The sequence below is a fragment of the Planktothrix rubescens CCAP 1459/22 genome, assembly GCA_904830895.1.
Lineage (GTDB): Bacteria > Cyanobacteriota > Cyanobacteriia > Cyanobacteriales > Microcoleaceae > Planktothrix > Planktothrix agardhii.
The window spans coordinates 2,527,724-2,550,802 of sequence record LR882958.1; the positions used below are offsets into that span (position 1 = coordinate 2,527,724).

Sequence of the window (23,079 nt, forward strand, 5' to 3'; positions counted from 1 at the left end):
TCCTCAAGTTGATTATAGGTATAGCAACCGCCAAGGCAGTTAGGACACCAGACGGATATTGGAACCCAGACGGTGAAGTATTTCCCCCCTGTTCCCTGTTCTCGTTCGACCGTTCGACTGGCTCACGGCTCACGACGCAGCCTGTTCCCTGCTATAATTTTAGAAAATGAGTGCTAGTATAAAATATTAACTAAAATTATGTCTTAACATTTGCCGATATGCCTCTAAGTTGGAATGAGATTAAACAAAGGGCGATCACCTTTTCTAAGGAATGGGAAAGTGAAACTTCAGAGAAGTCAGAGTCGCAATCATTCTGGAATAACTTTTTTAATGTGTTTGGCATTTCACGGCGGCGGGTAGGAAGTTTTGAACTACCAATTAAAAAGGCAGACAATAAGCAAGGGTTTATTGATTTGCTGTGGAAGGGGACGATTTTGGTGGAGCATAAGTCTAGGGGCAAGGACTTAGATAAGGCTACACAACAAGCAAAAGATTATTTTCCAAATTTAAAAGAACATGAATTACCAAAATATATTTTGGTTTCGGATTTCCAAAAATTCCGGCTTTATGATTTAGATACGGCCGAAACTACAGAGTTTGAGCTAAAGGATTTTTTAGATCATGTCCATCTATTCGGCTTTATGGCGGGATATGAAAAACGGGTTTATAAGGATGAAGATCCTGTCAATATTAAAGCGGCGGAATTGATGGGAGAACTGCACGATCGCCTCAAAGAAATTGGCTATACAGGGCATGATTTAGAGGTTTATCTAGTGCGGCTATTATTCTGTATGTTTGCCGATGATACGGGCATTTTTAATAATAAGGGAATTTTTTGGGAATATATTGATTTGCATACGAAGGAAAATGGCAGTGATTTGGCGATGCACATCGCCTCAATTTTCCATATTTTAAATACATCTAATGAGAAGCGATTAAAAAATTTAGATGAAAATTTAGCGCAGTTTCCCTATGTGAATGGGAAGTTATTTGAGGAGACTGTAAAACCTGCGACTTTTGATAAACCGATGCGTGAAATGTTGTTAAAGGCTTGTGCGTTTGATTGGGGTAAGATTTCCCCGGCAATTTTTGGGTCGATGTTTCAGGCGGTAATGAATCAGACGGAACGCCGCAATTTAGGAGCGCATTACACTTCTGAAAAGAATATTCAAAAGTTGATTAAACCGCTTTTTTTGGATGATCTTTATACTGAATTTGAGAAGGCTAAGGGTAGTAAGGGCAAACTAGAAACATTACATAAAAAGATTGCAAATTTACACTTTCTCGATCCTGCCTGTGGTTGTGGTAATTTCTTGATTATTACCTATCGGGAATTGCGAGATTTAGAGATTCTGATTTTGTTGGAATTGAATAAGAGTGGGCAGTTAGTGACGGATATTAGCTCAATTATTCAAGTCGATGTAGATCAGTTTGCAGGGATTGAATATGATGAATTTGCGGTGCGGGTGGCTGAGGTGGCGATGTGGTTAATTGATCACCAGATGAATGTGAAGGTGAGTAATGAGTTTGGGCAGTATTTTGTGCGTTTGCCATTGAAGAAGGTGGCGAAGATTGTGCATGGTAATTCGTTGCGGATTGATTGGGAGTCTGTTGTTGCAAAAGAGAAGTTAAATTTTATTTTAGGTAATCCGCCTTTTGTCGGTTCTAAAATGATGAATGAAACACAAAGAGATGATCTTCTTAGTATATTTAACGATGCCAAAGGTGCTGGAGTTATGGATTATGTCTCAGCTTGGTATGTCAAAGCAGCAGAACTCATTCAAAATTCAAATATCCAAGTAGCTTTTGTTAGTACAAACTCAATTTCTCAAGGCGAACAGGTTGGCATTTTGTGGAATGTTCTCTTTAATGAGTACAAAATAAAAATTCATTTTGCTCATAGAACTTTTAAGTGGGCAAATGAAGCCAGAAAAAATGCTGCTGTATATTGCATTATTATTGGGTTTGCGAACTTTGATATTGCAGAGAAACGTATTTTTGAGTATGAGGATATCAAGGGCGAACCATTGGAAATACAGGCAAAAAACATCAATCCTTATTTGGTAAATGGAACAGATACAACAATTGAAAGAAGACAAAATCCGTTGTCTAATATCCCATCTATAGGTATTGGTAATAAACCAATTGATGGCGGGAACTATCTATTTACAACGCCAGAAAAAGAAGACTTTATCAAGATAGAGCCACAATCTGCCAAATGGTTTAGAAAATGGGTAGGATCTGATGAATTTATTAATAATCGTGAGAGATGGTGTTTATGGCTTGGAGATTGTCCGCCTAATGAATTAAAACAGATGCCACAAGCCTTAAAAAGAGTTGAAGCAGTTAAAAAAGTAAGATTAGAAAGCCAAAGCATTCCTACTCAGAAACTAGCACAAACTCCAACTCGGTTTCATGTAGAGAATATTCCAAGCGGGGAGTATTTGATCGTTCCCAAGGTTTCAAGTGAGCGTAGAAAGTATATCCCAATTGGATTTAGTGATTCAAATACTTTATCTAGTGATTTATTATTTGTTGTTTCTAATTCTAGTCTTTACCATTTTGGTATACTCACATCCGAGATGCACATGACTTGGGTTAGGTATGTATGTGGAAGATTGAAAAGTGATTTTCGATATTCCAAAGACATCGTTTACAACAACTATCCATTCCCTGAAAACGTCAGCGACAAACAAAAGCAAAAAGTAGAAATTGCCGCGCAAAAAGTATTAGACACAAGGGCAAAATATCCTGATAGTAGCCTCGCCGATCTTTACGATCCTCTCACCATGCCGCCCGACTTGGTAAAAGCCCATCAAACCCTAGATAAAGCGGTAGACCTCTGCTATCGTCCCCAGCCCTTCGTTAGCGAACTAAATCGCATTGAGTATTTATTCAGCCTCTATGAAGCCCTAAGTGCGCCATTGCTGAAAGTTGAGAAGAAAAAGCGAAGCAAGAAAAAAGATAGTTAATAAATTAGATGATGTGGCGATCGCTATTCGGTGTGAGTAGTGATTTTTGGGCGATCGCTTTTTAGTATAAGGTATTAAGGCATTAGCTAAATATAGCAATCCTATTTGAGTTGTGTTTAAAATCCCTGATCAAAAGGGAACAGCCCCCCCAAACCCCCCGTGCACGGGGGGCTAGGGGGGGGAGGGATCTGGGGTAATACTTCTGGCTGTTTCATGTCAGTATTAAAATGTTACAACCTATTTAGGATTACTATATATGGATTTTGTGGCAGTTTTAGGGGAACGGGAACACGCTCTGGTGCGACAAGTAATCATTGAAAAAACTTACACCCTATCAGGAATTGATGCGAATAGCACTAATATTTCTGATGCTGATGGTACAGGTAAGCGACTGCGGGTTAGTTTTGCAATTCTCGGCTCTCAAGATAATGCGATCGCAGAATTGATATTTTGGTAATCCAAGATAGTTTTTGGATTTTGGTAATCGAATCAAAACCTGCAAGACTAGACGTTACCACAGGAATTCCCCAAGCACTTACTTATTTGTTGAACGCTCCGAACTTACAGTCAAGTTGCTATGGAATGGTTACAAACCAAAGAGAAGTATTATTTCTGAAATGCGATCGCCACCAAAGTATCCCTCAATACTTCTCAATAGCTGAAAAGTTATTCCGGCTTTTCTTTAAGTTTAGTTTGTTCAATCCTCCGAACTTAGAAAAATATGATGCTTTTGTACAACTGATTTAGACTCGCTATATCATGCTCTTGATTCTGAGCCTTTATTTTCAGGAGATTGGCATTCTTTGGTAGAAAAAATGATTTTCAGTAGGGTATATAATCAGAACATTGGAGAATAAAAAAGGGTTAGGTGTTTCGGATTTGAAACACCTAACCACAAATATCAATGTTTAAATTTAACTAGCGTCCGTTTACTTGTTAAATTCAGTTTTGAACTTCGATCTAATTAGAGAATAATAGTAATTATTCTGCCTCGGAAGTTAAAGGTTGAATACTAACAATTTTTGCACCCATCCGTGTTAAACGCTGCATTTCCTGGTTCATGCGGTTGTAAGGAACAATGATGAACTGGCTGGCGCTAGAACGAATAGAATAATCAGTTTTGTCGGTTTCACCCGATTGATGTAAACCCACAACTTCATAACGAAAAAAGCGACTTCCCGATGGAGAAGCGGCTGAATTACCTACTGCAACTTGACCTAACATTGTTTTGAATTAATCTAATAAAGTTGTACAAAAACAATAAACAGGGATTGCTGATCAGCGCCCCCTGATTAAAAAAACGTCCTAAACAGGTGTAACACTGGCGACTTTACCACCTTGGCGTTGAATTTCCTGAAGTAGAGAAGATAAGCCTTCGTAAGGAACAATAAAGGACTTGCTGCTTCGACGAACTTTAGGATATCGACGCTCAATAATTCCAGCCACTTCAACCCGATAGCTACGGTCAGATTGTCCTAACACTCCGCCTGTGCTGAATCCCGTGGTCGGGACTACACCTTGACCGGAGGAACGATAAGACCAACCTCCGCTACCACCGGAGGGGCCAACAACGGGAGAAGAACTGTTTTGACCCAGTTCTTTAGCCAAGCGAGACGAATTCCCGTCTAATTGAGAGCGATCGCTATTAGCATAACCGCGATACAACCGGAAGATCCGAGTAAAACCGACGCTTCTTTGTCCCCGTTGAAATTCAAAGGCGCGATAGTAGGGAACCACATTTTCCCCAAAGTTTTCCAGGTATTCGACTGAATCAATATAGGAATCAATATCAGCTTCATAGCCTTGGTTTTGATATAAATCCAAGTGGAAAACCACGTCGGATTCAGCATAAGGAGCGCGACCTAGTAAATGTTTGTAATTGAGTTCAATTACACGGGTTTGGAAATTCGGGTAGAAAAACTTGGATTTGTATAGTTCTGATTTAGCAACAGAACGAACAAACTCTCGCACGCTGATGCTACCATCGGTCAACAGAGACTCAGCACTTTTCAGACGCTCAGAACTCATTAAATAATCGTTACCCAGGAGTTGGCGATAAACGGCACGAATTACCTGTTGAGCATCGTCCCGAGTCCAATCTGGTCGCAGTTCAACACGGGGCGTTTCTTGGAATGCAGTAGTTCCTAGTCTAGATGCTGCTGTTGTAATAGCCACCTAAAACCCTCCTCTTATATTTAAGAACATGACCGAGAATCAAGTTGCGATTGTAGCGTGCATTGATTCGCTGTTAAATGTTTGTAAGTCAGAGGAATTAGAGTCTAAGCCTTCTGCTTGAACAGTCAACCCAGACCCCAAGTCTTCTGACACAAACTGGCATTAAAGTTGAAACCAATGAGATTATGCCAAAGTAATTCTCATTATCCGTCCCCCGGCGCGATGAATTCGCTGCAACTGAGTAGACAGTTGGTCATAGGGTACGGTATATTCAGTTTGGGTACGGCGCACTTGAGGCAGAGACTGTGTTGCTTTTTGCATAACAGTCAGGCGGTAGAGTTGTCCACGACTGCCGCCTGTCGTACCTGCTAGACTTTGACCATGATCCGGTGTTTGAATCGGAGCAGCCAAATTCCGGCCTAATTCCCAAGTTAAGCGACTTTGCTTTTGGTTTTGAGCGCGATCGCTGCTGGCATACCCGCGATAGAGGGTAAACAAGCGGTTGAAACCAACGGTTTTCTGTCCATCTTGGGTAGAAAAGCCCCGATAATAGGGGACGACATTTTCCCCAAAATTCTCCAGATATTCTGGAGAGTCCAGGTAAGAGTTGATTTCGGCTTCATAGCCCTGGCTGACATAGAGATCAACGTGAAACGCAATCTCTGACTCATCGTAAGGGGCGCGACCGAGCAGATGTTTGTAATTTAACTCAATAAATCGAGTTTGAGAATTAGAGTAAAAAAACTTAGTCCGGTAAACCTCGGATAAAGCAATAGCTCTGACAAAATCCCGAACGGTAATTTGTCCTTGGCGCAGTAAAGATTCCGCGCTAGTGAGCCGCTCCCGCGACATCAGGTGTTCGTTGCCCATCACCTGACGATATGCTGCCACAATCACAGTTTGCACGTCTGCTTCTGTGTAGTTGGGGCGTAGTTCTACGGGTTTTGTTTCTTCAAAGGCCCGGATACCAAGTCGGCCTCCCTCAAGCAAGCCAACCATATCCTTATGCTCCGTAAGAGATTTTCAAAACAGACAAGACAAAAAAAGAAAAACTTTGTTAATCTTGGATAACAACCACAATAAACAAAGATGCCCGGAGCGTTAAACAACCGTTAACCCAGTTGCTAACAGCTATTTACCGTTCCGGGCATCAAACGTGCTAAATCTAGCTCAGAGCGTTGATAGCATAGTCGATGTAGGAGTTGGCTTCAACACCTGCGTCGCCACTCAGACCGTGGTTGGCTTTGATATATTTCAGAGCTTCCACATACCAGCTAGGAGAAAGTTCAAAAGTCCGGTTGATTTCATCAACACCAGCAATCAGGTACTCGTCCATAGGGCCTGTACCACCGGCAATTAAGCAATAGGTGACTTGACGGAGGTAGTAACCGATGTCACGAGCGCATTTGGCTTTACCACGTTCGCTAGAAGCGTAGTTGGGCCCTTGCATTGTGGTGGTATAAGGGAATTTGTTATACACTGCTTGGGCAGCGCCACTGATCAGGCTGTCAGATTTTGCAGTCAGAGCTTTGGCTGCTTCTAAACCGGCTTTGGCTTGACGGAAACGACCAAAAGCCACTTGGATTTCAGTGCTGCTCAGGAAACGGCCTTGAGAATCGGCGGTTGTTACCGCTTCAGTCAGGGGGGTTTTCATGCTTGAGTTATCTCCCTATGGGTTTACAAAATTTAGGTACAGATTGAAGTCGTTTAATTAGACTTCTATGGAGTTTTGAAAATCTAATTTTTGAAAAATTAGGCGACAGCAGCCGCAGCGAGATCAAAGTAGCCGGCGACTTCAGAAGCCAGAGCGCTACAATCTCCAGGAGTAATTCCTGCGGGATCGTTAACAATAGCCAAAGCTGCATCTTTCATTTTGCCAACGCCAACGGCGACGGAAGCACCAGGAACGCCCAGAGCCAGGTAGGTTTCACGCAGACCGTTCAAGCAACGATCATTAAGAACGCTAGAATCTCCGGCGAAGACTGCGTAGGTGACATAACGCAAAATAATTTCCATGTCGCGTAAGCAAGCAGCCATACGACGGTTGGTGTAAGCATTGCCACCAGGAGCGATCAATTGGGCTTGCTCGTCAAATAAAGCGCGAGCAGCGTTAGAAACAATGGCAGAAGCGTTACCAGTGATGCGGTTAACGGCATCTAAACGCTTGTTGCTTTCGGCAACCATTTGGCCGAGAGCATCGATCTGGCCGGGGCTTAACATTTCGCCGCGGGTATCAGCTTGAGAAACCACCTTGGTAAAGGCATCAAACATGGATCAATCTCCTACTTGACTTGCTTAACTTTATTTTCGACTCAAAGTGAAATGATGGGTTTTCCCGATCCTGACTCTTGAGAGTCTCTCTTGTTTGGCTACTGTTACTGTTTTTGAAGTAACAGTAGCCTTACTTAGAGGAACCTTAGAAATTTTACATCATTTTATGAAAGGACATTAAACTTTTTTAATCAAATGTTAATCAATTGTTGGGAGACTAACATTTGGCTGTTATCTTTGCCCTTCAGATATTGGTTATACAACGCCGTCGCTATTTGTTGCGTTAAAATTTATTACGAACAATGTCTTAGGTAAAAAACACAGTCTGCTTTTCATCATTATCGCATTTTTGCTAAGTGAAAATACTTAGAGGAAAAATCCAATTCCGTCCTTAATCCCGCCTCAGATGAGAAATTGCTAACTGCATCGCCCGTTGCACCGTGGGGTCAGTTTCCTGAATCAATGCCGTATTCAGCAATTCCATTGCACCTTGATCTTTAACTTCATCCCCCATCTTCATCAAAGCCATCGCTACCCCTTTCCGACTTTCTCCATCTGGATGCTGCAATAACTCCATCAACCGGGGAATCGCAGGTGCATAGCTGATATTTCCTAAAGCGGCGATCGCTTCACACCGAACTTCCGAATCAACATCCTCCAAAGCTTGAACCAGAATTTCCGTGGCTTCGGTGTCCGGTTGTTCTTCCGCCATTTTAGCGATCGCCCCCACCACCGCCATCCGCACTTCTGGGGAATCAGAATGAATTTCCCGATATAAAATCTCTTTTGCGGCTGGCCCAATAAAAGCCAGAGCCCAAGCTGCGTGTCCTTTCGTGCTTTCTGGGGAATCCGGGGACGCCAAAATCTCTAATAGAGGTGGGACAGATGCGGCTCCTGTACCCGCTAATGCCCCAATTGCGGAACCTTTGACCACCGTATCCTCATCCTCTAACAACGCTTTGATCAAAACCGGAACCGCTTCCGGGTCAGCAATCAACGTTAAGGTTTTTGCCGCAGCCCTTCGGACAACCGGGTTGGGATGATTAGCCAGCGCAGTTAGTAAAAAGGGAACAGCAGGTTTTCCCACTTGACCCAACGCTTCCGCAAAACCCAGTCTTACCATCCCCCGTGTATCCCCTAGACACTCCACCATTTGTTTGATTAGGGTAAGGTCGCTAGAGTCAAAACCGTTAGCGGCTAACTGTTGATTCACCCTCGCCAACAAAATATCTGTTTCTTCAGGAGACAGGACAACAGCATCATTTCCAGATAAAGTTTCCGAGTTAGACATATATACAGATCAAGTGGGATAACTTAATTCTCAACACTCACCATCGCCTGTTGGCTGCGGAGTTCCTCAAGTTTGGCATCAATTTGAGCCAAGATCGGCTCTAGTTGTGCCATTGCCTTTGTCTTGGACATTTTAGCCCGTTGCGCCGCAGTCAACGTTTCATTCAGGAGGCGTTCTCGATACTGTTCTAGTTCCTGAATAACTTCTGCTAATTCGTCAGAAACAACAGGTTCTGTGCTAGTGATTTCGGTTTGTTCTGTCATATTTTGATAATTTAGATTGGGATCTATTCAGATTTTCTCAGATTCGGTGACTCCGAGTAAACCTTTTTTATAAAACATTTAGAATTGTTGATCAAACCGAGTATAAAATGCTCCATACTTAATCCAATATTGTTTTAATTGATGATTAGGAACAGCTAAATAAGCCTTGGCTTGATAAAGAATCACCTGTCGATGGTTTCCCATCCAAATTTTTTCCTTAATCGCCACAGAAATAAAAGTTCCATTCAAACTAGCGATGGAAGATTCAAATCTTTCAATGGCTGAATAATCTAAGGTTTCAAAAATCAAAAAATTATCTAAAAAAATCAAATGGCGACTCCGAATCCATGCCTCCATTTTTTTTCGGGCGACTGGAGGTAACATTGTTTTTATTATTCATTTTGGTGTCAATCTACAAAAAAATTATTCAATCCTCGCGGTGAAGTTCATCCGCAAAACTTTGTCGTTTTTCAAACCTTAAAGGGCCGTGTACCGATCCCCAAACCTGTTCATCGGTATTAATATCCATGCCTCGATCTAAACTCACCCAAGTCGTTTCTGTGAGTTCCACATCACTAACTAAATAGGTTTGACGACCATTGCGTTCAATTAAACATTGATTCCCTTCAACCCGTCCTTGAAATCCATTTTCACAAGGTTGAAAAATCATCGAACAGTGATAACGACGTTCGGTGACAATTGGAGTCAATGTTCGTAAAATATCCAGATTGTGTCCGGCTCCAGCGTACAAATAAGCGTCTTTTATCCCATAATTTTCAATATAAATTTCATCGTTTTGTTCAACTAATCTATGCAATCCTTGACGATAAGGACTCCACAGATCATAATCATAAGTTTGCTCAGAATAAAAACCAATGCCTTGAAAAAATTCCCAGGGTAAAGGCCGAAAAAAAATCCGAATATGAGCAAAATTTTTAGGGTCAGCAATCGTTTGTTTAGCATTGCTAAAATCCCCAGCGATACATCGAGAAAAACGTGGGATTAAGCTCATCGTTTATTCTTGTTTTAAATCTCGGATTTCGGAAGAAAAAGAAGCCGTTACCACTCCAGTTCCAGCACTCGTTCTAATCAATGAAACTCGAAATCGCAGATTCGGAGTAGCAAACCAAATTCTTTCTTCAGCCATCGCTCGATCATAGGGCGTTAACAGCGTAAAAACCCCTTCTGGATTAATCTGATAATCTCCCACAGAAGGAATGGTTTCTGCATAGCCTTGATCCCGCAATAATTGACCTTTTGTAAAGTCATTTTGATCGGGAATAGGAACTAAAATCGTTGTTCCTTTAATGATATTTCCCTCCTCCCAATCCGATTCTCCCTCCCAAGTCATCCGAAAAGGATGAGTAGAAGATTCAGGATCAATCTGATAAGAATGACACAAGGCAATTACATCAGAATCCTGTTCTTCTAAAGGCACAATATCAATAATAGAAGTAACAGCTTCAAAGTGACTAAAAGCCAGATGATGAGCGCTCCGTTGTGAACGCCATCGTCCTAAAGACTGTTCAACAAATTCAGCAATATCCATGCAGAAAATAAAAAGAGTATCATAGAAGCTATGTCAAGAGAAAAACGATTTTCAATGTGGGTAATTAAAACCTAACCCTTGTCAGTTTTAACAACCCACAGGTTCAATTTTAGGGGTGAAGATTCCCCCAAAATTCAACAGTTAGACCATCTCAGTAATACTGAGAATTTTACCCCCAGTCTTCTGAATATTTTGAATATTTTGAGACAGTTGGGAATAACTGACACAGCAGGTCTTATTCGCCAGTTTTGACAGCGAATTTACGCCTTTTGTTACCACAATCCGAAACCGCTTTTCTTGAGCGCCACCTTGACCCAAGGAAGACACCTTGATTTTTTGGGGTAAATTGGTAGCAACACTGGAAATTAATTTAGATTGGTGTTCACTGTCACTGGTAGCGGCACCACCTAATAAATTGATTGTCCGATTAAAGACAACATTTTTAATCCCCGTTTGTGTGGTGTTACTGCGAGGATAGGGAACACAATTTTCTCCGAAGTTGTTCAGATATTCTGCACTATCGAGATAAGAATCAATTTCTGCTGCGTAACCTTGTGAAATACAAATTTGAACATGAGCAGAAATTTCCGCTTGATCTAACGGTGCCCGTCCCAATAAATGCTTACAGTTTAATTCAATAAACCGATAGGCAGAATTAGGGTCAAAAAACAGAGATTTGTAGAGTTCTGATTGAGCGATTGCCCGCACAAAACCCCGCACGGTTAAATCTCGATTTCGCAGTAAAGATTCTGCCGTTTGATTCCGTTGACTTTCCAACAAATGAGCATTACCCAAGACCTGTTTATAAACGGCTCGGATAATCACTTGTAAATCTTCTTCTGTTGTATTAGGACGTAATTCTAGGCGTTCTGATGTGAAACTTGGAGTTAAAGTTGTCATTGTTATTCTTCCTCGCTACAGGTGATTTTATTGCGTGTTGGGTGCTGAGTGTTCAACACCCAACTGTTCAACCGTTAATGGTTAATTCCTAATTCTTAATTCCGAATTAATTCTATGAAAATCAAACGGAATTAGGAAACTTCATTGATGCTAATAATCTTGCCACCGCTCCGATGAATGCGCTGAATTTGGGGAGTCATTTTCGCGCCGGAAACCAAATACACGGTATTGCTCAACCGACGGGGAGCGTCAAATTTAGACCCCTTGACCACAATTTTAAACGTCTTTTCAGTGGCATCCTGATAAGCCCCTAAACGGCCGCCAGAACTAGGCAACTGAATTTTATTGCCACTGTTTGTAGCCACCGCTTCCACCAAGCGAGAAGCCGTAAAAGCACTATCAACTCCCGCATAGCCCTGATATAAAGACAAAGTACGGTTATAGTTGACCTGTTTTTGTCCCACCTGAGTTTTTGCCCCTTGATAGTAGGGAACAATCATTTCTCCGAACATATCTTGATATTCCTGGCTATCGAGATAGGAATCAATCTCAGCATCATATCCTTCCTCAATACAACGACGGATATGTTCTGAGAGTTCGGCTTGACAACTGGGAGCGCGACCCAGTAAATGTTTAAAATTGAGTTCCACAAACCGATAAGGGGCGCAGGACTCAAAGTAACGACTCCGATAAAACTCCGATTTCGCCACTTGACGCACAAATTCCCGCACGGAGATACCGCCATTTGCCAGTTGAGATTCGGCTGTCACCAACCGTTCACTCTCCATAATATGGGGATTGCCTAAAACTTGTTTATAAACAGCCCGAATCACCGTCGAGATTTCATCGGAACAACCCACTGTCCGCAGTTCTACGGGAGCATCGACAACAACGCCCATGATTTAGATCTCCTAAAAATAGATTGAGGGAATTCAAGAAATCTGGGCAATAGAATATAGAAAAAATAGGCAATCAATTCATCAATAAATGATGACTGAAATCCTATTGCCTCAGAGAAAATATTAAAAAGTTGGATTTTGGATATTGATATTAATCCCAAACCCAATTAACTAATCGGAGTAATACTGGCAATCACGCCGCCTTGTTGGTGAATGCGCTGATATTCCTGAGATAGTTTCTCAAAGGGAACCAAAAAAACTTGGTTACTGCGACGGAATTTTGACACTCGGTTAACTTTCCCAGGAGAGCTATAACCCGTGACTTCGATGCGGTAAACTTTACCTTCTTCGGACGCCCCAACTCCATGACGGGTGCGAGCACTTCCGGTTGGGTCTTGGAAAGACCAACCATTGCCCATTGCACCCCCAGAAGGAGGAATTACAGCTAAGGGAGTTTTTTGAATCACATATCGATTCAGCACCGATGCTTTCCCTGTCAAACTACCTTTGAGGTCACTACTGGACGCGCCCCGCGCCAGAGCAAAGAAATGGGTAAACCCAACCATGGTTTGACCGGGTTGAGTTTTATAACCCCGATAGTAAGGAACGAAGTTTTCGCCATAGGCGTTTTGGTATTCGTCGCTATCGAGATAGAAGTCGATTTCCGCTTCAAACCCTTGGGTATCTAACAGGGTACTGTGCACTCTCATTTCTTCTAAGTCCCGAGGGGCGCGACCTAGAAAATGTTTGAAATTGAGTTCAATAGACCGATAACGCGGACAACTCTCGAAAAAGCGAACGCGATACAAGTCAGATTTGGCAACAGCGCGGACAAATTCACGGACACTCAATTCTCCCCGCTTAAATTGAGATTCGGGGACGATGGCCCGTTCACTCTCCATGACGTAGGCATTGCCCAGAATTTGCCGATAAACCGCGCAAATCACGGCTTCGGCTTCTTCTTCAGAACGTCCGAGAATCATTTCTACCGGGGGGGTGTCTTCGTATAGACCCACGCCCAGTTGGGATGCTGGCCCAAAAACCATGAAACAATCTCCTCGATGCACGATAAGTTGGCGAAAATTAGGATTTCTGAAGTTTGTTACGAAACTTAACAAGCTGTTAAGATTTAAAAATCAGAAATTGTCTTGAAAGCTACACTTAAGCCTGTTCGTTTAATGTTATACCAGACAAGGTTTTAGATTAGACATTTTCCCGATAATCCGTAAAGATTCGTAACATTTGCCTCTCTAGGAAGCTTTTATGTCTCATAAACCTAAAACTTGGTGTTGGTGACTCGAACCCTTTGTTCAGAGAAAAAGCGATTACTGAAACCGTCTCATCGCCTCAATTAAATGGTTAAAATAAGAACTCAATTCTATCTGTTGTTCCGGGTTAAATTCCTCAAGACCAAAGGTTTTTAAAGATTCTAACCCCACAATCATTGCAGGTAAAGGAACCTGTAATTCTTGATAGAGTAATTGCATATTATTCAAGCCTTCAGAAGATGTAAACGGAATACAACTTCCAGCAATTCCATAGGTAATACAACGAAGAAAATGCCAAAAATCTCGCCAACAAGCCTGCGCTCGTGCCGGAGGATATAAATCTCCCCCAACCTCAACAATTCCTGGATATTCATCTAACACTTTTTGACGGGCAGATTCAATAATGGTATCCGCTTTATCTCTGAGTAATCGAGCAGATTCGAGAGCCGATAAAGACTCAGGAATCATCGTTGCAATCAGTTCTAAGTCCTGATCTGTTAAATAACGTCCTTGATCATCAGCCTGTTGAAAAATCTCAATTAATTCGGCTGAGTAGTGATTTTTCCAAGCCTCAAAACTCACAATTCTAGCAAGCGGAATTAATTGTTTAGCGCGTTCAGTTAACTGCATAAATTTGTATGGATTTTTGATAAAAATTCAACCGATGCCAGGGAGAATAAAAAAGGGATAAATTATTCACTTGATATTATATAATACTCAAGATACCTCCCCTCCTCAACCTGAAATCATGGAACTCAGCGAAATTAAAGCCTGTCTAGCCGACTCCGACCCCAAAGACCGACTCAAAGCCATTCAAGAGTTGCATCAGTATGAACCTGAAATCGCTATTCCCTTACTCTTGAGTCAAATGCAGGAAAAAGACTTTTTAGTTCGGTCTTTTGTCGCAATGGGTTTGGGGAAACAACGCACCGCAGAATCCTTAGCCGCTTTGTTACAAATGGTTAAATTTGACCGCGATGCTAATGTTCGAGCCGAAGCCAGCAATTCCCTATCTCTATTTGGACAACCCGTTGCTTCTCATCTGGTCGCTGCATTTTACCAAGACGACAACTGGCTCGTGCGTCGAAGTATTATTGGAGCAATGGTAGAATTAGACTGTCCAGAACACCTATTAGAAATCTGTGTTTGTGGGATTGACGGAGAAGATCTAACGGTACAGGAAGCCTGTATTGATAGTTTAGCCTTCCTCGCTAGTACCCCCCAACGAGAAAAAGCGTTACCACAACTTCTATCTAAAGTCAAGGATTCTTCCTGGCGAATTCGGGCGAGAGTCGCTCGCGCTCTGCATCGCTTTTCCAGTCCCCAAGCCGAAACCGCCTTAGAAGCATTGAAGCAGGATGAAGATCATCGCGTGGTGGCTGCGGTACTGGAAAATTTTGTAAGTTGAAGAAATGTTACTTTCTTTAAGCAAAGCCAGACAAGTCCGGTGGGATTCCGTTAATCTAAACGGATAACATTAAAATCCATATCAACTTTTATGTATCAGCCATTTCAGGAATTTTTAGAAGCAGAGATATTTTCTCGTTTCCAGGTGGTCAGTCGTTCTATTCCAGCCGGATTAGAGTCTAAGGTTAGTGAACGGGGAAAAAATCCCGCTCGGATTCAAAGTTGGTGCTACGAATGTCCTCAATTTCGGAAAATTCGCTACACCTATATTGATGCAGGTGAAACGGCTCAAATTTTTAATAGTGTCATTTATCCCAATTATCACTACGATTTACCCATTTTAGGGATTGATTTCCTCTCTTTTGGTAAAGTTAAAAATTTAGTTGTTTTAGACTTTCAACCCTTATTCCGAGACGAACAATATCAACAAAAATATATTGAACCAATGCGTCCGATTTGGGAAAAATATGATGATTTAGCCCAGGATTTACCGATGAAATTCTATGATGCAAATCAGTATTTTTCTAAATATATTCTGTTTGCTAAAACCGATGCAGCCACCGTTAGAGAAAAAGTATTTTCAGCTTATCAGGACTATATTCATCTCTATTGGGAATTATTACAAAATTCACAACCCCTTTCAGAACCCCAAAGAATTCAAGAGGTAATCAACGCCCAAAAAGCCTATGATCAATATAGCGCTGACCGAGATCCAGCATCCGGCTTATTTAGTAGCTACTTTGGTCATGAATGGGCGGAACGTTTTCTCTATGAATTCTTATTTGAAGATGCTGTTCCCTTAGCGGTTGCTGCGAAATAAAAATTTTCAACAATATGACGCTCTATCAACCCTTTTTAGATTACGCCCTTACCCTTCTTAAAGAAAAACTCCCCCTGACTTCTTACCCCATTCCCCCAGGATTTGAACAAAAAGAAGAAATAACAGGAAAAGGAAAAAGACAGCAAGTTGTGATTACCACCAGTTACGGTTATCAAACACCCAAACTGCGACAAATTCGAGCTGCTCATGTTCAAGGGGGAGAAGCTTTACAAGTTCTCAACTTTGTTATTTTCCCCCATTTAAACTATGATTTACCCTTCTTTGGGGCTGATTTAGTCACCCTACCCGGGGGACATTTAATCGCCTTAGATATGCAGCCGTTATTTCATAATTCCACCTATCAACAAAAATATACTGAGCCGATATTGCCTATTTTTCAACAGTATCAACAACATTTACCTTGGGGTGGAGATTTTCCCGAAGAAGCTCAACCCTTCTTTTCTCCGGCGTTTTTATGGACTCGTCCTCAAGAAACAGAAGTTGTTAAAACCCATGTTTTTGAAGCGTTTAAAGCTTATTTACAAGCCTATCTGGAATTTGTAGAACAAGCCCAACCCATTGATAATTCTGAGCAACGCCAAGACATTTTACAAGCCCAAAAACGTTATGTTAGTTATCGGGCAGAAAAAGACCCCGCACGGGGAATGTTTACTCGTTTCTATGGGGAAGAATGGACTGAAGAATATATTCACGGGTTTCTATTTGATTTAGAACGTTATCTGGAGTAATCCGCGCCGTCGAGACGGAGATTGTAATATTTTATTTATTGTAGGGGTTTGGTCTTCAAACCCTATTTAATCCTGGGTTTAGAGGGACATCATCCCTACAGAATTTTTGCACAACTTGTTTAGGACTGCTATAATAAGTTGAATTCAGAGTTTTAGAGCAATGTTTGATAAAAGTCATGAAAATTTTAAGTATAGAATATCACGACAAAGAATACGATTGGAGCTATAAACCTATAGAGTTATCATCAAATTTAACTTTAATGGTGGGAATATCAGGAGCCGGAAAAACTCAGATTCTTAAATCAATTTTTAACTTAAAAAAAATAGCTAATGGTGCCTCTTTGAATGGAGTCAAATGGAATGTTACTTTCCAGACTAGATCTCAGGTAATTTATCGATGGGATGGAGAATTTGAGACAGAAAAATTTGATCAAGATCTGTTTCAACTAGAATCAGAAGATACTCCAAAGGGTTTTAATCTTTTAACAGAAAATTTGTACAAAGATGAAAATCATCTGATTCAGAGAGATGCAGAAAAAATTATATTCAAACACCAAACTACCCCTAAATTATCACCAACACAAAGTATTATACATTTGCTGAATCAAGAAGAAGATATTTATATGGCTAAAGAAGAACTTGATAGAATTTACTTTAGTGATCCTGATAGAACATCGAATGGGATTTATGGATTATCCCTTGCTATTTTTAAAAAATGTGAAAATTATTCCTTAGATCAGATTCAAGAAAGTGATATTCCTATCCCCATAAAGCTGTCTTTAATTTATCGTAAATTTCCCGATCAATTTCAAATTATAAAACAGAAATTTATAGATATTTTTACACAAATTGAAGATATTAAAATAGAACCTATAGATACTAATAATTTCTCCTTACCCATGTCTTTAAGTAAAATTTTAAATGAATCTACAGTGATTAGCCTTAAAGAAAAAGGAATTATTTCTTGGATTAAACAATCTAGAATTTCTGCTGGGATGTTCAAAACATTAATGTGTTTAAGTGAACTTTTTTTATTACCAAAAGGAAGTTTAATCTTAATCGATGAATTTGAAAATAGTCTAGGAGTTAACTGTCTTGATAGTTTAGCAGATACCCTATTATCTGAGGAACGTGATTTACAAATCATTATGACAAGCCACCATCCTTATATTATTAATAATATCAACCCTAGCCACTGGAAAATTATCACCAGAAAAGGAGGAATAGTAACGGTAAAAAATGCTCAAGATTGGGGAATTAGACCCTCAAGACAAAAAGCATTTATTGATTTAATTAACCTGTTAGAAGAATATCCAGAAGGAATTGATCAAGCATGAATCTTTATATTCTTGTTGAGGGAAAAAATACAGAGAAAAAAATTTATCCATCTTGGCTGAGTTATCTTTTGCCACAATTGAAAAGAGTTAACTTTTATGATCAGGTAGATAAAAATAGTTACTTTTTAATTAGTGGTCACGGATATCCTAATATTATTGAGCATGGTATTCCTAATGCAATAGATAAAATTCATGAAACGGGTAAGTATAACTATTTGGTAGTTTGTCTTGATGCAGATGAAGATACGGTAGAAGATAGAAAAACAGAGGTTGATGAGTTTATTATAAACAATAATATTGACCTTGGAAAAACCGAGCTTGTGACTATTATTCAAAATCGTTGTATAGAAACATGGCTTCTGGGAAATAGACGAATGTTTAATTCAATACAACCGAAGGAAAGCTTGTTATTAGATTATGCTAACTATTATGATGTTTCTACGGAAGATCCAGAAATGATGGGAAGCTATACTCATAAAAATCATGCAGATTTCCATTATGCTTATTTAAAAAAAATTTTTAGAGCAAACAATAAAGTTTACACGAAGAACAAGCCACGAGATGCACAAGAACGTTACTATTTAGAACAGTTAATGCTAAGAATTCAAGAACAACCTCAACACTTAAAAACTTTTCAAGACTTGATAGAATTTTGTAATATGATTAGGCAAAAATTATCAGATTCATGAACAGGTAGCATAAGTCTATAAATTAATTTTAGCTAAAGGGTTAAAGTGATCGCTCTCATCTCAAGAAACCGAGTTTATAATTCAGATTCTATTGAGAAACCCGGTTTCTGATGGTCTACCTTCCCCTAAATTGAAAGTAACGCTCTTTGACGATTGGTTTCCATCATTGCATCTAATTCAGAAGGCAAAACACAGCGACGTTCAGAAGAATAAGTCATCAAATTAACACCATTCATCACCTTAACGGTACTAACTCTCACCCGAAAATTATCCGTAATAAACCAACAACGTTCTTGACCTTGATTGCGTTCATATTCAGTATCAATTGTTAAAACCCCATCATCAGCAAACTGATAAATCCCCACAACCGGAATGCCTTCAACATAGCCTTTATTGCGGAAGAATTTACCATAACGGGGATTATCTGGATTAGGAACATCAATCAAAATAGCGCCATAATTAGGATTAGGTTCTCCCTCCTTAAAATTTCCCTGCCACATAAAACTAGCCCCTCCAACCACTGAATTAGAATCAATTCCTTGTTCTGAACAAATTTCTAAGATAGTCGGATCAGTTTTATCTAAAACTTTAATAATTAAATTCGATTCTCCCGATTCATCCGCAGCCGAATCAAAGCGATGAACCGCTCTTTGTGAAAACCACGTTCCTTCACTCTTTCTAAAAAAATCCATCATCGTCATCGGTAATTTCATTGACCGTTTTTCTCCTTGTTAATTAAAGTTATAGCGATTAAAATGACTATTAAACCTCTATTTTTACACCTTTACAGACTTATAGCAGTTACCATCAAAAGTGATTGACAAAGACGAATCCAGCAAACCCAAACCAGGGAACTAGGGAATATCCCCCTTAATTTCTTCCTTCGTGTCTTCGTGTCTTTGTGGTTCCTTCTACAGAAAAAAAATAGCAAAGGTATTGTAAGTCACCACGCCCACCGATAATATTGGGCATGATTTTTCTTCAACAACTATGACCATAACCCGCCATGAAATTGTACAACTTCTCCAACAAGGCAAAAGTTTAGCCAAAGCCGACTTACAAAGCCTTGATCTGCATTCCCTCGACTTATCAGGAGTTGATTTCACAGGAGCCAACTTAATTCAAGCAGATTTGAGTCATGCTAACCTCACCGGGGCGAACCTCACCGGGGCTGATTTACGCGCAGCGAACCTAACAGGAGCGAACCTCACCCAAGCAATATTGGCAGATAGTCTATTATTTCGGGCTAATTTACAGGGATGCTGTCTGAATCAGGCTCAACTTGAAGGTGCGAAACTGCAACTGGCTCGTTATGATGCTCATACCCTCTGGCCAGAGGGATATAACTACCGCAACTCCGGGGCTGTGGGGCCAAAAGCCAACTTAAACGGAGTCTATCTGAATACGGCAAATCTGAGAAATGCCGATTTGCAGGGGGCTAACCTGCGGGGAGCCTATTTGAGTGGAGCCGATTTGAGTGGGGCTAACTTAGAAGATGCGGCATTAAGCGGGGCGAACCTTCAGGGAGCGTTCTTAACCGGGGCTTATTTACGCAAAGCCCGTTTAGTTGGGGCAGAAATTCAGGGGGTAGATTTCCGGGGGGCGGACTTAACCGATGCTAACCTAGAGCAAATTGAAAGTATAGCTGGGGCTGATTTTACTTTAGTTCAAGGGTTGAGCGAGGAGACAAAAGCAATGTTGTGCAGTCGTCCGGCGGAGGAATTAGGGACTTGGAACCAGTTTACCCGCCACAATACCGCCGAAAGTTTGGGGTTAGTTGAGGGTTAATTTCAGTAAAGTTTACAAATTGTTAATTAGTTTCTCAGACACAAGACAAAGGGGATAGCCTGCCTGTATCGTCATATACAAGTTAGTCAAACAACTAACGACATCTGAATTAAAAAATTCCTTTTAACTTATTTAAGGAGAACTCAATGCTTGACGCTTTTTCCAGAGCAGTAGTAACTGCCGATACCAAAACAGCCCCAATTGGTGGTGCTGACCTCGGCGGCCTGAGAAATTTTATTGCTGAAGGGAACAAGCGCCTTGATGCAGTCAACGCCATTGCCAGCAATGCAAGCTGCTGCGTTTCCGATGCGATCGCTGGGATGATCTGCGAAAATACAGGTTTAATCCAAGCTGGCGGTAATTGCTACCCCAACCGTCGGATGGCTGCTTGTCTGCGTGATGGCGAAATCATCCTGCGCTATGTGACCTATGCTCTGTTGGCTGGTGATGCCTCCGTTCTCGATGATCGTTGCTTGAATGGTCTGAAAGAAACCTACATCGCTTTGGGTGTTCCCCTCCAATCTACGGCTCGTGCTGTTGGAATCATGAAAGCAATTTCCGTTGCTCACATCAATAGCACCAACACTCCTGCGATGGCTGGTAACAAATTCCGCAAAATGGATACAATCCAAGGCGACTGCTCGGCTCTGTCTGCTGAAGCCGGCAGCTACTTTGATCGCGTGATTGCTGCCCTCAGCTAATAGCTATTGTTCTTCTAATTGATGAACTAGCTGAATTGAAACCAACAAGTAATCAGATCCATTCAGGAGATATCCCCATCATGAAATCAGTTGTTACCACTGCGGTCGGTGCTGCGGATGCAGCCGGACGTTTTCCTAGCACCTCTGACTTAGAATCCGTACAAGGTAGTCTTCAACGTGCTGCTGCTCGTTTAGAAGCCGCCGAAAAACTCGCTTCCAATCTGGATGCAGTTGCCCGGGAAGGTTATGATGCCGCTATCAAAAAATATCCTTACCTGAACAACGACGGGGAAGCCAATTCTACCGCCGTGTTCAAAGAAAAATGCCTCCGTGACATCAAACACTACCTGCGCTTAGTCAACTACTGCCTGGTTGTCGGTGGTACGGGGCCCTTGGATGAGTGGGGAATTGCTGGCCAACGTGAAGTCTATCGCGCTTTAAGTCTGCCCACCGCTCCCTATGTTGAAGCATTGAGATTCTCTCGGAACCGGGGTTGCGCTCCTCGTGATATGTCCGCTCAAGCTCTGCTTGAATACAATGCTCTGCTCGACTATGTGATCAACTCCTTGTCTTAGTAGATTGTAACGGACTGAATTTAAGTCAAATTATTTTTGCCTTAGATTCTATAAACCTGGGTATTCTTAGTACAATGCTTTGCCACTCTAAAGCCGAGTATTGCTCAAAGAGTCCCCAGGTTTGTTGGTTTTAGAACACCGATTATGGATAAACGTTTTTTTAATCTTTATAATTTAACCGAAGAACAGGCGATCGCCCTCTTAGATACTCCCCAGGAGGAAATAGGAGAGGATGATTCTCGCTATGTAGCCGCTTCCCATTTAGTTAATTTCCCCACAGAAAATACCATACTTGCTTTAATTCGGGCGGTACAAACCCTTGATCCATCTCTGGATAATCAGATTGTACGCCGCAAGTGTGTAGAGACATTAGGACGATTGCAAGCTACCCAAGCGTTATCAATCTTTCATACCTGTTTAGCCGATCCAGATTGTTATATGGTTGAGAATACAGTTTGGGCTCTGGGCGAAATTGAGGTCAGTGATCCAGACATACTCGAAGACATGGCTCAATTATTAGAGAAACCAGGACAACTGTATCGGACAATTATTCATACTCTAGCTAAATTAAACTATCAACCCGCTTTAGAACGGATTCGCCAATTCATTGATGCCGATGATCCCCCCATTGCCTGTGCTGCGCTGTCGGCGGTTTGCCGTCTGAGTCAAGATTACAGCTTAATGGAGCAAGTTGTTGCCTTTCTACAGCATGAAAATGTCAATGCTCGCCGGGGTTGTATTCAAGATCTAATTGATGCCCGTTATTATGTCGCAATTCCTGAAATTGCACGCTGTCCGGTGTCTTTAGTATTTCGACTGCGAGGAATTCGCTTATTAGGAGAACTGGGAGACAGAAGCGGAGAGATTAGCTTTAAGGAAATTCAACCCAGTTTAGAACAAGTCTTGCGAGATCATCCCCATGATCTAAACTTAGTCCATGAATATGATCAACCACCGACCCTAGAGTTTTTGATTCGAGAACTGTATCAAACGGATTTTGGCCGTTGCTATTTAGCCAGTAAAACCCTATTAGAAACCTATTCCCAAGAAGCTCCAGAAGCTTTAATGGCAACCTATAAAGAAGAAGCCCATAATGATTATGGAGCCCATTATCACGTTGTTAAACTCTTGGGTTGGTTGCGGTATGCTCCTAGTTATGATCTCTTAGTGGAAGCATTACAAAATCCTGCCCCTCAGTTCCAGAAATCAAGAGCCGCAGCAGCCCTAGCTTTAGCTGAACTGGGAGATCAACGGGCGATTCCCCTGCTAATCAATAGTTTAAACACCCGAATCTGGGATTTGAAATATGCTACATTAATGGCCTTGGAACAGTTGGGGGATTCTACAAGCTATACCTTGGTGGCGAATGATCCGGATGGGTTAGTTCGAGCCAAAGCAGCCTCACTTTCCGCCGTTTATGCCTAA

Annotated in this window: 27 protein-coding genes; 12 read left to right on the forward strand and 15 right to left on the reverse strand. The window is 41.2% G+C overall.

Annotation, left to right across the window (positions count from 1 at the left end):
* Nucleotides 1-218: 218 nt before the first annotated feature.
* The 3 genes from NMG86_RS11880 to NMG86_RS11890 all read left to right on the forward strand — a co-directional run bounded on the left by NMG86_RS11880 (nt 219) and on the right by NMG86_RS11890 (nt 3,719).
* The gene (locus NMG86_RS11880; protein WP_026797711.1) at nt 219-2,972 is read left to right on the forward strand and encodes a class I SAM-dependent DNA methyltransferase; all 2,754 of its coding nucleotides are present in this window, start codon (nt 219-221) and stop codon (nt 2,970-2,972) included.
* A gap of 256 nt (nt 2,973-3,228) precedes the next feature.
* Complete coding sequence (locus NMG86_RS11885; RefSeq protein ID WP_026786783.1) at nt 3,229-3,429, forward strand: hypothetical protein; 201 nt, start codon at nt 3,229-3,231, stop codon at nt 3,427-3,429.
* A gap of 125 nt (nt 3,430-3,554) precedes the next feature.
* Entirely contained in the window at nt 3,555-3,719 is a 165-nt protein-coding gene (locus tag NMG86_RS11890) for a hypothetical protein (RefSeq protein ID WP_158442105.1), read from the forward strand.
* A gap of 234 nt (nt 3,720-3,953) precedes the next feature.
* Here the strand turns inward: NMG86_RS11890 and cpcD are convergent, their stop codons facing one another.
* The 14 genes from cpcD to NMG86_RS11960 form a co-directional block, all read right to left on the reverse strand.
* Nucleotides 3,954-4,196, reverse strand: a complete 243-nt coding sequence (cpcD, locus tag NMG86_RS11895; protein WP_026786781.1) for a rod-capping linker protein CpcD — start codon at nt 4,194-4,196, stop codon at nt 3,954-3,956.
* An 81-nt stretch (nt 4,197-4,277) separates the two neighbouring features.
* The gene (locus NMG86_RS11900) at nt 4,278-5,147 is read right to left on the reverse strand and encodes a phycobilisome linker polypeptide (RefSeq protein WP_026797712.1); all 870 of its coding nucleotides are present in this window, start codon (nt 5,145-5,147) and stop codon (nt 4,278-4,280) included.
* A gap of 183 nt (nt 5,148-5,330) precedes the next feature.
* Nucleotides 5,331-6,146: a phycobilisome linker polypeptide gene (locus NMG86_RS11905; RefSeq protein ID WP_026797713.1), complete on the reverse strand. Its 816-nt coding sequence runs from the start codon at nt 6,144-6,146 to the stop codon at nt 5,331-5,333.
* Between the two features lie 166 nt (nt 6,147-6,312).
* Nucleotides 6,313-6,801, reverse strand: coding sequence for a C-phycocyanin subunit alpha (cpcA, locus tag NMG86_RS11910; protein ID WP_026786778.1), 489 nt, complete (start codon nt 6,799-6,801; stop codon nt 6,313-6,315).
* 98 nt (nt 6,802-6,899) lie between these two features.
* Nucleotides 6,900-7,418 carry a C-phycocyanin subunit beta gene (gene cpcB, locus NMG86_RS11915; RefSeq protein ID WP_026786777.1) on the reverse strand — a complete coding sequence of 173 codons (519 nt, stop codon included), beginning with the start codon at nt 7,416-7,418 and terminating at the stop codon, nt 6,900-6,902.
* A gap of 391 nt (nt 7,419-7,809) precedes the next feature.
* On the reverse strand, nt 7,810-8,709 hold the full coding sequence (locus NMG86_RS11920) for a HEAT repeat domain-containing protein (RefSeq protein WP_026797714.1): 900 nt from the start codon (nt 8,707-8,709) through the stop codon (nt 7,810-7,812).
* A 23-nt stretch (nt 8,710-8,732) separates the two neighbouring features.
* Complete coding sequence (locus NMG86_RS11925; protein ID WP_026786775.1) at nt 8,733-8,972, reverse strand: DUF8630 family protein; 240 nt, start codon at nt 8,970-8,972, stop codon at nt 8,733-8,735.
* Nucleotides 8,973-9,050: 78 nt separating this feature from the next.
* Nucleotides 9,051-9,356: a hypothetical protein gene (locus NMG86_RS11930; protein WP_026786774.1), complete on the reverse strand. Its 306-nt coding sequence runs from the start codon at nt 9,354-9,356 to the stop codon at nt 9,051-9,053.
* Nucleotides 9,357-9,399: 43 nt separating this feature from the next.
* Nucleotides 9,400-9,984 carry a chromophore lyase CpcT/CpeT gene (locus NMG86_RS11935; protein ID WP_026786773.1) on the reverse strand — a complete coding sequence of 195 codons (585 nt, stop codon included), beginning with the start codon at nt 9,982-9,984 and terminating at the stop codon, nt 9,400-9,402.
* Between the two features lie 3 nt (nt 9,985-9,987).
* Nucleotides 9,988-10,521, reverse strand: a complete 534-nt coding sequence (locus tag NMG86_RS11940) for a phycobiliprotein lyase (protein WP_026786772.1) — start codon at nt 10,519-10,521, stop codon at nt 9,988-9,990.
* Between the two features lie 141 nt (nt 10,522-10,662).
* Nucleotides 10,663-11,421 (reverse strand): phycobilisome rod-core linker polypeptide, encoded by a 759-nt coding sequence (locus NMG86_RS11945; protein WP_026786771.1) that lies wholly within the window; start codon nt 11,419-11,421, stop codon nt 10,663-10,665.
* Nucleotides 11,422-11,552: 131 nt separating this feature from the next.
* The gene (locus NMG86_RS11950) at nt 11,553-12,320 is read right to left on the reverse strand and encodes a phycobilisome rod-core linker polypeptide (RefSeq protein ID WP_026786770.1); all 768 of its coding nucleotides are present in this window, start codon (nt 12,318-12,320) and stop codon (nt 11,553-11,555) included.
* A gap of 167 nt (nt 12,321-12,487) precedes the next feature.
* Nucleotides 12,488-13,366 carry a phycobilisome linker polypeptide gene (locus NMG86_RS11955; RefSeq protein ID WP_026786769.1) on the reverse strand — a complete coding sequence of 293 codons (879 nt, stop codon included), beginning with the start codon at nt 13,364-13,366 and terminating at the stop codon, nt 12,488-12,490.
* 279 nt (nt 13,367-13,645) lie between these two features.
* Complete coding sequence (locus NMG86_RS11960; protein ID WP_026786768.1) at nt 13,646-14,218, reverse strand: bilin-binding protein; 573 nt, start codon at nt 14,216-14,218, stop codon at nt 13,646-13,648.
* A gap of 118 nt (nt 14,219-14,336) precedes the next feature.
* On the opposite strand from NMG86_RS11960, the gene NMG86_RS11965 reads away from it, so the two are divergent.
* The 5 genes from NMG86_RS11965 (at nt 14,337) to NMG86_RS11985 (ending at nt 18,590) form a co-directional block, all read left to right on the forward strand.
* A complete protein-coding gene (locus NMG86_RS11965) occupies nt 14,337-14,996 on the forward strand; it encodes a HEAT repeat domain-containing protein (protein ID WP_026786767.1) in 660 nt (219 codons plus the stop codon).
* Between the two features lie 90 nt (nt 14,997-15,086).
* Nucleotides 15,087-15,815, forward strand: coding sequence for a 15,16-dihydrobiliverdin:ferredoxin oxidoreductase (locus tag NMG86_RS11970; protein WP_026786766.1), 729 nt, complete (start codon nt 15,087-15,089; stop codon nt 15,813-15,815).
* A 14-nt stretch (nt 15,816-15,829) separates the two neighbouring features.
* Nucleotides 15,830-16,564 (forward strand): phycoerythrobilin:ferredoxin oxidoreductase, encoded by a 735-nt coding sequence (locus NMG86_RS11975; protein WP_026786765.1) that lies wholly within the window; start codon nt 15,830-15,832, stop codon nt 16,562-16,564.
* A 176-nt stretch (nt 16,565-16,740) separates the two neighbouring features.
* Complete coding sequence (locus tag NMG86_RS11980) at nt 16,741-17,901, forward strand: AAA family ATPase (RefSeq protein ID WP_026786764.1); 1,161 nt, start codon at nt 16,741-16,743, stop codon at nt 17,899-17,901.
* On the forward strand, nt 17,898-18,590 hold the full coding sequence (locus NMG86_RS11985) for a hypothetical protein (protein WP_026786763.1): 693 nt from the start codon (nt 17,898-17,900) through the stop codon (nt 18,588-18,590). Before NMG86_RS11980 ends, NMG86_RS11985 begins: the two co-directional genes overlap by 4 nt.
* 125 nt (nt 18,591-18,715) lie before the next feature.
* Here NMG86_RS11985 and NMG86_RS11990 read toward each other — a convergent pair whose 3' ends face one another.
* Nucleotides 18,716-19,303, reverse strand: a complete 588-nt coding sequence (locus tag NMG86_RS11990) for a phycobiliprotein lyase (protein ID WP_026786762.1) — start codon at nt 19,301-19,303, stop codon at nt 18,716-18,718.
* Nucleotides 19,304-19,580: 277 nt separating this feature from the next.
* On the opposite strand from NMG86_RS11990, the gene NMG86_RS11995 reads away from it, so the two are divergent.
* The 4 genes from NMG86_RS11995 to cpeY all read left to right on the forward strand — a co-directional run bounded on the left by NMG86_RS11995 (nt 19,581) and on the right by cpeY (nt 23,079).
* Nucleotides 19,581-20,378: a pentapeptide repeat-containing protein gene (locus NMG86_RS11995; protein ID WP_026798671.1), complete on the forward strand. Its 798-nt coding sequence runs from the start codon at nt 19,581-19,583 to the stop codon at nt 20,376-20,378.
* A gap of 146 nt (nt 20,379-20,524) precedes the next feature.
* Nucleotides 20,525-21,079, forward strand: coding sequence for a phycoerythrin subunit beta (gene cpeB / locus NMG86_RS12000; protein ID WP_026797716.1), 555 nt, complete (start codon nt 20,525-20,527; stop codon nt 21,077-21,079).
* 80 nt (nt 21,080-21,159) lie between these two features.
* Complete coding sequence (cpeA, locus tag NMG86_RS12005; protein ID WP_026786759.1) at nt 21,160-21,654, forward strand: C-phycoerythrin subunit alpha; 495 nt, start codon at nt 21,160-21,162, stop codon at nt 21,652-21,654.
* 144 nt (nt 21,655-21,798) lie between these two features.
* Nucleotides 21,799-23,079 carry a C-phycoerythrin alpha-cysteine-82 phycoerythrobilin lyase CpeY gene (gene cpeY, locus NMG86_RS12010; protein WP_026786758.1) on the forward strand — a complete coding sequence of 427 codons (1,281 nt, stop codon included), beginning with the start codon at nt 21,799-21,801 and terminating at the stop codon, nt 23,077-23,079.

What these genes read in the sequence shown, in the direction of transcription:
- NMG86_RS11985 (WP_026786763.1), top strand. Translation starts at nt 17,898, where the DNA reads ATGAATCTTTATATTCTTGTTGAGGGAAAAAATACAGAGAAAAAAATT.
- NMG86_RS11930 (WP_026786774.1), bottom strand. Translation starts at nt 9,356, where the DNA reads ATGTTACCTCCAGTCGCCCGAAAAAAAATGGAGGCATGGATTCGGAGT.
- NMG86_RS11905 (WP_026797713.1), bottom strand. Translation starts at nt 6,146, where the DNA reads ATGGTTGGCTTGCTTGAGGGAGGCCGACTTGGTATCCGGGCCTTTGAA.
- cpeA (WP_026786759.1), top strand. Translation starts at nt 21,160, where the DNA reads ATGAAATCAGTTGTTACCACTGCGGTCGGTGCTGCGGATGCAGCCGGA.
- NMG86_RS11970 (WP_026786766.1), top strand. Translation starts at nt 15,087, where the DNA reads ATGTATCAGCCATTTCAGGAATTTTTAGAAGCAGAGATATTTTCTCGT.
- NMG86_RS11890 (WP_158442105.1), top strand. Translation starts at nt 3,555, where the DNA reads ATGGTTACAAACCAAAGAGAAGTATTATTTCTGAAATGCGATCGCCAC.
- cpcA (WP_026786778.1), bottom strand. Translation starts at nt 6,801, where the DNA reads ATGAAAACCCCCCTGACTGAAGCGGTAACAACCGCCGATTCTCAAGGC.
- NMG86_RS11955 (WP_026786769.1), bottom strand. Translation starts at nt 13,366, where the DNA reads ATGGTTTTTGGGCCAGCATCCCAACTGGGCGTGGGTCTATACGAAGAC.
- NMG86_RS11990 (WP_026786762.1), bottom strand. Translation starts at nt 19,303, where the DNA reads ATGAAATTACCGATGACGATGATGGATTTTTTTAGAAAGAGTGAAGGA.
- NMG86_RS11945 (WP_026786771.1), bottom strand. Translation starts at nt 11,421, where the DNA reads ATGACAACTTTAACTCCAAGTTTCACATCAGAACGCCTAGAATTACGT.
- cpeY (WP_026786758.1), top strand. Translation starts at nt 21,799, where the DNA reads ATGGATAAACGTTTTTTTAATCTTTATAATTTAACCGAAGAACAGGCG.
- cpcD (WP_026786781.1), bottom strand. Translation starts at nt 4,196, where the DNA reads ATGTTAGGTCAAGTTGCAGTAGGTAATTCAGCCGCTTCTCCATCGGGA.
- NMG86_RS11925 (WP_026786775.1), bottom strand. Translation starts at nt 8,972, where the DNA reads ATGACAGAACAAACCGAAATCACTAGCACAGAACCTGTTGTTTCTGAC.
- cpeB (WP_026797716.1), top strand. Translation starts at nt 20,525, where the DNA reads ATGCTTGACGCTTTTTCCAGAGCAGTAGTAACTGCCGATACCAAAACA.
- NMG86_RS11880 (WP_026797711.1), top strand. Translation starts at nt 219, where the DNA reads ATGCCTCTAAGTTGGAATGAGATTAAACAAAGGGCGATCACCTTTTCT.
- NMG86_RS11940 (WP_026786772.1), bottom strand. Translation starts at nt 10,521, where the DNA reads ATGGATATTGCTGAATTTGTTGAACAGTCTTTAGGACGATGGCGTTCA.
- NMG86_RS11960 (WP_026786768.1), bottom strand. Translation starts at nt 14,218, where the DNA reads ATGCAGTTAACTGAACGCGCTAAACAATTAATTCCGCTTGCTAGAATT.
- NMG86_RS11980 (WP_026786764.1), top strand. Translation starts at nt 16,741, where the DNA reads ATGAAAATTTTAAGTATAGAATATCACGACAAAGAATACGATTGGAGC.
- NMG86_RS11975 (WP_026786765.1), top strand. Translation starts at nt 15,830, where the DNA reads ATGACGCTCTATCAACCCTTTTTAGATTACGCCCTTACCCTTCTTAAA.
- NMG86_RS11885 (WP_026786783.1), top strand. Translation starts at nt 3,229, where the DNA reads ATGGATTTTGTGGCAGTTTTAGGGGAACGGGAACACGCTCTGGTGCGA.
- cpcB (WP_026786777.1), bottom strand. Translation starts at nt 7,418, where the DNA reads ATGTTTGATGCCTTTACCAAGGTGGTTTCTCAAGCTGATACCCGCGGC.
- NMG86_RS11920 (WP_026797714.1), bottom strand. Translation starts at nt 8,709, where the DNA reads ATGTCTAACTCGGAAACTTTATCTGGAAATGATGCTGTTGTCCTGTCT.
- NMG86_RS11995 (WP_026798671.1), top strand. Translation starts at nt 19,581, where the DNA reads ATGACCATAACCCGCCATGAAATTGTACAACTTCTCCAACAAGGCAAA.
- NMG86_RS11965 (WP_026786767.1), top strand. Translation starts at nt 14,337, where the DNA reads ATGGAACTCAGCGAAATTAAAGCCTGTCTAGCCGACTCCGACCCCAAA.
- NMG86_RS11950 (WP_026786770.1), bottom strand. Translation starts at nt 12,320, where the DNA reads ATGGGCGTTGTTGTCGATGCTCCCGTAGAACTGCGGACAGTGGGTTGT.
- NMG86_RS11935 (WP_026786773.1), bottom strand. Translation starts at nt 9,984, where the DNA reads ATGAGCTTAATCCCACGTTTTTCTCGATGTATCGCTGGGGATTTTAGC.